Annotated in this window: 8 protein-coding genes; 4 read left to right on the top strand and 4 right to left on the bottom strand. The window is 46.5% G+C overall.

What is annotated here, in order from left to right:
* Positions 1 to 316 (top strand): globin domain-containing protein (locus A3751_RS12170; protein ID WP_156492406.1); only part of this gene is annotated, 316 nt, incomplete at its 5' end.
* Between the two features lie 53 nt (positions 317 to 369).
* Complete coding sequence (locus tag A3751_RS12165; RefSeq protein ID WP_068456356.1) at positions 370 to 1,140, top strand: sterol desaturase family protein; 771 nt, start codon at positions 370 to 372, stop codon at positions 1,138 to 1,140.
* Positions 1,141 to 1,145: 5 nt separating this feature from the next.
* On the opposite strand, the gene A3751_RS12160 is transcribed toward A3751_RS12165, so the two are convergent.
* Positions 1,146 to 3,428, bottom strand: a complete 2,283-nt coding sequence (locus A3751_RS12160) for a methyl-accepting chemotaxis protein (protein WP_197466305.1) — start codon at positions 3,426 to 3,428, stop codon at positions 1,146 to 1,148.
* Positions 3,429 to 4,313: 885 nt separating this feature from the next.
* Here A3751_RS12160 and A3751_RS12150 point away from each other — a divergent pair.
* Positions 4,314 to 5,309, top strand: a complete 996-nt coding sequence (locus A3751_RS12150; RefSeq protein WP_068456347.1) for a 2-dehydropantoate 2-reductase — start codon at positions 4,314 to 4,316, stop codon at positions 5,307 to 5,309.
* Between the two features lie 149 nt (positions 5,310 to 5,458).
* Here A3751_RS12150 and A3751_RS12145 read toward each other — a convergent pair whose 3' ends face one another.
* From A3751_RS12145 to folX, 3 genes are all read right to left on the bottom strand, one after another.
* Positions 5,459 to 7,681, bottom strand: a complete 2,223-nt coding sequence (locus A3751_RS12145) for an NADP-dependent isocitrate dehydrogenase (protein WP_068456344.1) — start codon at positions 7,679 to 7,681, stop codon at positions 5,459 to 5,461.
* Between the two features lie 182 nt (positions 7,682 to 7,863).
* Positions 7,864 to 8,496 carry a hypothetical protein gene (locus A3751_RS12140; RefSeq protein ID WP_156492404.1) on the bottom strand — a complete coding sequence of 211 codons (633 nt, stop codon included), beginning with the start codon at positions 8,494 to 8,496 and terminating at the stop codon, positions 7,864 to 7,866.
* A gap of 46 nt (positions 8,497 to 8,542) precedes the next feature.
* Positions 8,543 to 8,911 (bottom strand): dihydroneopterin triphosphate 2'-epimerase, encoded by a 369-nt coding sequence (folX, locus tag A3751_RS12135; RefSeq protein ID WP_068456339.1) that lies wholly within the window; start codon positions 8,909 to 8,911, stop codon positions 8,543 to 8,545.
* Between the two features lie 153 nt (positions 8,912 to 9,064).
* Between folX and A3751_RS12130 the strand changes: the two genes are divergently transcribed.
* A partial coding sequence (locus tag A3751_RS12130; protein WP_156492403.1) for a hypothetical protein occupies positions 9,065 to 9,379 on the top strand: 315 nt, incomplete at its 3' end.

The raw sequence follows: 9,379 nt of genomic DNA, 5'->3' as shown, positions 1-9,379 counted from the left end.
GAAGGGTCAGGGTAAGAAATTGATGACGGCGCTTAAGCTTGCAGTAAAGTCCCTTGATGATCTCGATGCGCTTGTTCCAGTGCTTGAAAACATGGCAGTGAAACATGTTAGCTATGGTGTAAAGGTGGATGACTACACGCCTGTCGGAAATGCGCTGATTAATACACTCGCCGAGGGGCTCGGTGATGATTTTACGCCAGACTGTAAAGCCGCATGGGTTGAAGTATATAAAACCATTGCAATCGTTATGCGCTCAAAAGCCTATCCTGACTTTGACCCGAACACCTATCAAAACACCAAGCAATATGTACATTAACCAGTGATGGTGTAAGCTCATTGCGTACTCAATAACAAAAAATACAATCGCGTATGCCAACCGACATCATCGATACCATCATTGGCTGGTATCAAGAGCCCTTGTTTATTCAGTTTCCCGTCATCACTTTTGCGATCGGCATTGGCGTTTTCGTCTTGCTCGCCGCACCATGGACCTTACTCGCGTGGTTAGATCCTGAGTGGGCCAAACCTCATCGGGTGCAAAACAAAGATTTTGAAGTCAGCACGTTCTTAGGCAAAAACATCACGTTGATCGTTTTCAACTCCCTATTAGTATTCACGCTGCTTGTACTGGCCTGGCCCTTAGCTCGTCTAACTGGCATTCACGCAGGCGAAGTGCCTCACTGGACAACCTTTGTCTGGCAAATTGCTTTTTTTATCGTCTTGGATGATTTTCTGTACTACTGGATGCACCGAACGATGCATGAAAATAAGTGGCTGCTAAAGAATGTGCATTCTGTACATCATCAGGTTAGAACACCTTATGCATTGGCTGGTAACTACTTTCACTGGGTTGAGCTAGCATTAACTGCCGGCATTGCACTGATTGGCCCAATACTGCTCTCAAGCCATATTTATGTGGTGTACGCATGGTTCATATGGCGACAGATGGAAGCGGTTGACGGACATCTAGGCTACAGCTTTAAGTGGAACCCGATGCGGCTAGTGCCGTTCTATCATGGCCCGGAGTTTCATGACCGGCACCACGAAACCTACAAAGGGAACTACGCCGGGTTCTTACCGATCATTGACCGCTGGCTTAAAACCCAAAGCCCGGCGACAGCGAAAAGAAGCGCCCGTTGAAACGCCTAACTCTTAAATTTTTCGATATATGCTTGCATCTCGAAAGCAAGCTTCTCAACTGATCCCGATTCCGCGTCACTTTGCGCCGCCACATCCAAGTTCTCCATAGAAAGCGTACTGATTTCCTGGATCCGGTTGGCAACCTCCTCAGAAACGGCAAGCTGTTCAACAGCAGCTGCTGCCACAGTTGTGTTCATATCTTTTATTTCTTTGAGTTGATCATCGATGCTTTCGAGCGACTCACGCATGCGATCAACTCCTTCCACGCCCTTTTCCGCTTCTTCAACACCTTTTTTGGTCACATCTTGGGCTCTGTTAATCGCTTCATAAAGCCCTGAAACCGTCCCCTTAATTTGCTCTGTTGAGTCATGCGTTTTTTGCGCCAAAGATCGAACCTCATCCGCTACCACGGCAAAACCGCGCCCGAGCTCTCCCGCCCTAGCCGCTTCAATGGCCGCGTTTAAGGCAAGTAAGTTTGTCTGTTCTGCAATGTCATTGATCACTTCGAGAATCTGTGAAATTTCTTTACTCGCCTCAACAACCGTCATAAGTTCTAGGTCAATCGCACTGATATTTGTCGCTTGAGCACGAATCCGCTCTACTCGAACATTCATAAATTCGCAGCTTTGCTCTGATGCGTCACTCGCCTTCACGCTCACCACAGAGGTACCCTCAGCACTTCTTGATACTTCCCCCGCAGACGAAGTCATTTGGGTAACAGCACTGGCAATGACATCACTGAGATCTCTTTGGGCTTGGCTCGCGTCCACGCTTAGGCGCGTCTTCTCATGCAGCGAGGCCGCACCTGACTTAAGTCGAGAAGCGATATTCATCATGTAAGAAATCGCCATCTGGAATTCTTCAAGCAAGGTGTTCACCGCATTCGCCGCTTGCGCCACCTCATCCTTACCGCGAACATCCAATCGCTTCGTCAGGTCCGCATTCTGTATGATGTCCGAAACCTCAACCTGAAAACGCCCTAGAGACTCAAGGGGCCGAGCCAGCATCCTCACCACTACATAGGCAACTAACAACACAATCAACAAGGCCCCAAGTAAAACCTGAATCGATATGCCGACAATTTCCTCTCGCAGTCTTAGGCCTGGGGCAAAGGCCTCAGCCTCATCAATCTCGCTCATAATCACCCAATTCAAGCCCTCTATCGCAAGCGGCGCATAAGCGGAAAGTACGGGTACTTTTCTATAATCTTCAAAAATTGCGAAAGCAGACTCACCCGACAATGCCTGCTCAACGCCTGGAGTATTGACTGACTGAAGCCCAATACTAGTCCCTTTTGCTGCAATCTCATCGATCACACCGCTACGTTCACCTGCGGTTTGCAGCACAGCCAAGTAGCCCTCTTTATCTTCAATTAAGAATCGGCTCATGCTGCGCATTTTCTTATCTTGTCCGACTAGGTACGTCTCTCCAGATTCACCTAAACCGCTGTCTACCCATTTTTCGTTATGCGTCATGATCGTATTGATCGTATCAATAGGCATCTGAAAAATAAGTACTCCCGTCATTTCACCTTCATCGTAAATCGGCGATGCAATAAATGCCGCTGGATCTTGGTAGGAAGGTAAGTAGGGATGAAAATCATCGATAAAAGTCAGATCCGGAGCATCTGCCTTTACCGCCTGTTTGAAAACACGCGCAATGCCGGAATCGGCATAGGGACCGTCATAAAGCGAGGTTGTGAAATCCAGCTCCTTAAACACCGAATACACAACGTCTCCGGACTCGGCATCCACCAAAAATATATCGTAGTAATCGAAGTGCGTTAGGTAGTCTCTGATTGGCGGGTGATAAACTTCATGCAACTTGGCATAGAGGCTGTTGTCGTTTAATGCAACTAAACCATCCTTTGAACCAAGGGGTTCAGGGTTTCCCGAGATAAACGCGTGCTGCAATGCGATGGAATCCTCGTCAAGCGAACTGTATAGAGAGCCTACAGAAACACTGTCACCCCCATTTCGCGACTTATACTCATTAGCAAATTGATCTTGATAATACGACTGCAAGCTAGCCCGTTGGGATGAGAGCTGCGTCGCGTCAATCTGGTCTCGAAATTCTGAGAAGCCTTGCTTAAACTCCCGCATCGCATTCACGATCATGCGATCTTTAGAAAAAGTAATCACCTGACTCTGAATCGTCTGAAAATAGTCTTCGATTTGCGTCTTTTTGATCTCGCGAATAGAGACCAGATGCTCTTCTGCTTGAGTTTCTAAAAACACATTCGCATGTTCATAAGCCGAGGTAGACAGAACGGTGGCTAAAACAGTCATGGAGGAAACGGTAAGCACAGAAATTAACAAGAGGAATTTATTTCTGATCTTCATCAATGATGATTCCAAAAGAGGTAAGCAAAACCTACATAAGAAAGGCAGAGTGTAGGGTAAAATATAGTTGATAATTAGAGAATCGAACGATTATAAATAAATAGAAACGAAGGTTTTTTTCGAGGTTTCGAGGCAAAAAAAAGCGGCCAGTCCCCGGGCCGCTATAATCGTCCATGACGAATTATCCTTGTGACTTTTTGCCTAAAAAAGACTCAAACTTTCTCGGGCTACACACACTGTTTATATTTTTTCAGAGAACTTAGGTTCTTCTTGTGCTTCTGATTTTGTTTTTTCTTTCTGTGAATAAATTCCGATCGTATGTTCGGCACACGCTTAATTGCTTAATTGCTTAATTGCTTAATTAGTTGGCGAAATACATCGCTTCAAAATATTCTTTAAGGGCTCCAAAGCTTGCTTCTTCAGTAGAACCTTCCAATTCAAATAACGCTACACCTAGTACTTTTTTCATTGCTGCTACCCCTCGGCATTTCACTTGCAACAAGCAAACGCCCTCAGTTATAAATGAATCAGCTGAGCTGATTGGCGCGTAACGCACTTACTGCTTTGCGCCAATCAGTCCGTCAACTAACACGTTGCATATAGCTTGCCAACAATCAGAAAAAACAGGTTTATACCATATAATTCAGTAACTTAACGAAAGACACAAGCAAATCAGTAGACCATACTGATTCTTGGACGAGCAATACTACGCACAAATTTTGACCAAACCGCACCACCATGTAACATGCATCGATAACATTTCGAACATACTTGATCTAACTCGGTGGTGATTTAGTCACGCCTTAACACTGACTTTCAAAAGGTACGCCATTGCACATTCTTATATACGGAGCCGGTACAACAGGCTGCTACATCGCGGCGCAATGCAAAGAAGCTGGAGTGCAGACAAGCCTGGTTTGCCGGCCACGCATTCGCAAAGACTTAGAACGTTCAGGAGGGCTTCATTATAGTGACTATACGGGAAGGGCTAGCTCGGTTGCGCTACCCAGTTTGAACACGGTTTTACCAGACCTTTCTTCACAGCATTTCGATCTCTGCTTGGTCACACTCAAGTGCCATCAACTTGAAGGTGCGCTCGATGATCTCGTTCAACTTTCGAACGCTGGTTGCGAGATGCACTTTTTACAAAACGGTTTGAATGCTTTTCAGCAACTTCCGCAACTCGAGCATCAATCCAATTGCTATTCAGGCATCATTCCTTTCAATGTCGTCACGCTTTCGGAAAACGACGGTATAAAGTTTCACCAAGGCACGGAAGGTGTATTACAGCTTCAATCTACTCCTTTAACCCAGCGGCTAGATGCTGCATTTCAAACGTCAAACAGAGTGCTGAGCTTATACCAAGATATTCAACCCGTGGTGTATGGCAAGCTGCTTCTCAATTTAAACAATGCGATTAACGCTCTTTCGAATATGCCTTTAAAAGAGCAACTCGAAACTCGACGTTTACGTCTCGTCGTTGCGGCAACCATGCGAGAATATTTGGCTGTTTGCAAATATCGAAAACAAAGTCTGATTCTATCTGCAGCAATCCCACCGGCGCTTTTGCCTGCCTTCCTTTCACTGCCAAACTTTATCTTTAAACGCGCAGCTAAGAGCATGCTGGAAATTGACCCACTCGCGCGCTCTTCCATGTGGGAAGATATTCAGGCAGGAAAGAAAACCGAGATTTCTTTTCTTAACGGGATGGTGGTTCGCCTCGCAAAAGAAGCAGGCATTTCTTGCCCAGCGAATGAGCGCGTTTGTCGGCTAATCGAAAAGCTGGAGAAGGGCCAGAAAGTAGCGCTCAGCGAGTTACATATCTAAAGACGATCGACATGTTCATAAGAGCATGATCGACAACAAAGGAATCGACTGGCACTAAGCCAAACATCGTTTAAAAAACGAAGAGAAAGAATAAAAAGAACTGGCCGGGAAAAACGCAAACGCTCTTACCCGGCCAAATAGATCTACCTTTACTTAAAAGAGTCGATGATCTTATTCAAGGTTGCACTTGGGCGCATTGCAGAGCTAACCAGCTCCTGATTAGGGTGATAATAACCACCTACGTCGACTGGTTTCCCTTGTGAAGCAAGCATCTCGCCGATGATTGTTTCCTCGTTATCACGCAACTCTTTGGCCAGCGCAGTAAATTTAGCTTTCAATGCAGGGTCTTCATCCTGCGTGGCCAGTGCATCGGCCCAATAAAGTGCCAGATAAAAGTGGCTGCCGCGATTATCGACCTCACCCACTTTTCGTGAAGGTGACTTATTTTCCTCGAGGAAAACTTCGGTCGCTTTATCTAAGGTTTTGGCTAAGATCTTCGCATGAGGATTATCTGTTTTCTCACCCAAGTCTTCCAAAGAGACAGCAATCGCTAGAAATTCGCCAAGCGAGTCCCAGCGCAAGTGATTCTCTTCGTTAAATTGTTGGACGTGCTTCGGTGCAGAACCACCAGCGCCTGTTTCAAACAAACCGCCACCTGCCATCAAGGGCACAATCGACAACATTTTTGCACTGGTGCCGAGTTCGAGAATTGGGAACAAATCTGTTAGGTAGTCGCGGAGCACGTTACCGGTGACAGAAATCGTATCTTGTCCGCGAATCAAACGCTCCATGGTTAGGCGAATAGCTTGATCAGGAGAAAGAATTCGAATATCCAAGCCGTCGGTATCGTGATCTTTCAGATACATTTCGACTTTTGAAATCATTGAGGCGTCGTGTGGACGCTCGGCATCCAACCAGAAGACGGCAGGCATACCACTCGCGCGCGCTCGCGTCACTGCAAGTTTCACCCAGTCACGAATCGGCAGGTCTTTGGTCTGACACATGCGCCAGATATCACCCTTTTCCACATCGTGTGACATCAACACCTTGCCTGAATCGTCAACCACACGAACAACGCCATCTGCGGCAAGCTCAAAGGTTTTGTCGTGCGAACCGTACTCTTCTGCTTTTTGTGCCATCAAACCAACGTTTGGAACAGTGCCCATCGTAGTCGGATCAAAATTGTCGTGGTGCTTACAGAAATTGATGACTTCCTGATAGATCGTTGCATAAGTACTTTCAGGGATGACCGCTTTGGTGTCTTTCAACTTGCCATCCGTGCCCCACATTTTACCGCCAACACGAATCATCGCTGGCATGGAGGCATCGACGATCACGTCACTCGGTACGTGAAGATTCGAAATGCCCTTATCCGAATCGACCATCGCTAACTCTGGACGATTCTCATAACAGCGACGAATATCTTCCTCAATTTCAGAACGTTGCGAATACGGAAGCTCCTGAATTTTCTGATGCACATTGCTCAGCCCGTTATTCGGATTCACGCCCAGCTTTTCGAATGTCTCGGCATGTTTTTCAAAAACGTCTTTAAAGTAGACGGTGACAGCATGACCAAACACGATCGGGTGGGACACCTTCATCATGGTGGCTTTCACGTGCAGAGAAAACAGAATATTTGCGCGCTTTGCGCCTTCCATTTCCTCTTCAAAAAAGTTACGAAGCGCTTTCACGCTCATAAACATTCCGTCTATGACTTCGCCTTCAAGTAAAGCTAAGTTTTCTTTCAGGACCTTTTTCTGGCCATCTTTGGTTTCAAGCTCAATATTTACTGAGCACGCTTTATCAACAATCGTCGATTTCTCGTTGTGATAAAAATCATGATCCCACATGTGTGCAACGTGCGTGCGCGACGCTTGGCTCCACTTACCCATAGAATGAGGGTGCTTGCGTGCATAGGCCTTAACGGCTTTTGGCGCGCGACGGTCCGAGTTGCCTTCGCGCAATACAGGGTTAACGGCACTGCCTAATACTTTCGCGTAGCGCGCTTGAATATCGGCTTCTTCATCGTTTTTTGGCTCATCAGGATATGCCGGTAGGTCATAACCCTGCGCTTGTAACTCTGCGATTGCCGCCTTCAACTGAGGGATAGAAGCACTGATATTCGGAAGTTTAATAATGTTCGCTTCAGGCTTTAGCGTTAGCTGGCCCAAATCATTCAATGCATCCGGGACACGCTGCTCGTCTTTCAAATATTCTGGAAATGCTGACAGCATTCTTGCTGCCAGAGAGATATCACTTTCTTCAACACTTACTTCTGCAGCCGAGGTAAATGCATTCACTATCGGCAATAGTGAATACGTGGCAAGTGCCGGTGCTTCATCTGTCTTCGTGTAGATAATTTTATTAGACATGTCTTCCCCAAACGGTATCGGTAGAAATTGCCAGAATCTGAGTACAGGACAACTTTTGGTCGTCTCCCTCAGTGGCGAGAAAAATCGCCACAATACTAGCGAAATACGCAAGAAATGGCCAACATCTGGCCAAGTAAACCTGTAAGTTTAGTAGAAGATTAGTGGAACAATATGACAATTATTTATTTAAACGCGCCTTCCTCAATTAAAAGGTTAAGTAAGCCCGCAGTCGAGGCTTCGATTGCCCTAACCTCATCACGCGCTTTGACCGTTTTACGGTAATTATCGATCTCACCAACACCAGCGTAAATGCGCACCCAGCCTCGGTTTGAAATAAACTCACCGATCACCGTGGTCTCGTCTTTGTAGCCTTGATATAGCTCGGCCGTAATCACAATACAATGTGCCGCCTTGGCAGGAACAATGCCAAAGGTCACAACCGAGGTAGAATACGTAAAGCCATCTCTGAATGACTCAACTCCATGCACACACGCTCCCCCATCCGGAACGGCCTGCTGAATATCTAGAACAAAATCCGCGTCGTCCTCATCGACGAGCGTAAAACCATAGTAACGAACGACCGTCTGCACGAGCTCTAGTACTTCTGCGCTGTCGCTGTGCAACTCAAATAGACGCTCACTGTCTTGCAATGCAGTCTGAATCGCATCGCCTGTCACCGCCATGCGAATAAAACCAAGCTCACTGCGATCCACCTCGTCCATCACATCGCGCACATTCGACGTGGTCGTCGAACAACCTGCAAGCGCCACCAACAACGCAACAAGACACAGTGCGCGCAAAACAATATCGTTCAAGACGCCCTTTGGGCCACGCCTTTTAGAAGATCGCATTTGAATCATTTTAAACATCAGTCTGAGAACTTAAGGTAATGGAGACAGAATCGGCAAAACGCAACGCGTGCGGTTTTTCAACTTTAACCCGAGCAGACGCGACCTCGTTATGTGACAACACCAGATCCAATATGTCCGAACAGAGTTTTTCCAGCAATTTAAAGCGCCCTTCTTCAACTAGGCGAATCACCGCCTTGGTGATGACTTTGTAGTTCAACGCATCGTCCGCTTCATCACTGCTACATGCTGTATCGGCTTGGTAATCCAGCTCAAGATTAATCACCACATCTTGCTTCTTCTCCAGTTCTTCCGGATTAAAACCAATAAATGTGCGTAAGCGTAAATTTTCGATATGGATATGTGCGAGGTGATTTGCCACGAATGTCTCGTTTATTGGAATTTGGCCACAAATCTAACACCAAAAGCCTTAAACACCAATTGGATTGAGGTGGCATTTGCGTCAGAATAGTTGGCTATCTCAAAATATGCGCCAAACACGCTTCACCCTTTAAAAACTTATCTCGAGTAGCCAATGAATCGCTCTGTTGTTATTGCTTCAATACTCTCTGTTCTCGTCCTTCTTTGGGTTCTTTCGGGCACCTTCGGCTCTAGCAATACAGAAAAGCCTGAAACCGCAGACTCGGCCGATGCCAGCCTCGAAACGACCAAGCTCGAAGGCAGCAACAAAGCCGAAACGAGCAAACCAAGCTTCAAAGTCATTATTCGCGAGATGTCGGCCGTACCTGTCGCCGACAGCATCACTTTACAAGGCGCCGTCAATCCATCGCGCACGATCACGGTTAAATCAGAGACACACGGTAAGATTGAAGCCGTGTTGATTGAAAAC

Source organism: Oleiphilus sp. HI0080 (genome assembly GCF_001635135.1).
Note: the sequence above shows the minus strand (reverse complement) of the source record. Positions and strands in the feature narration are given on the sequence as shown.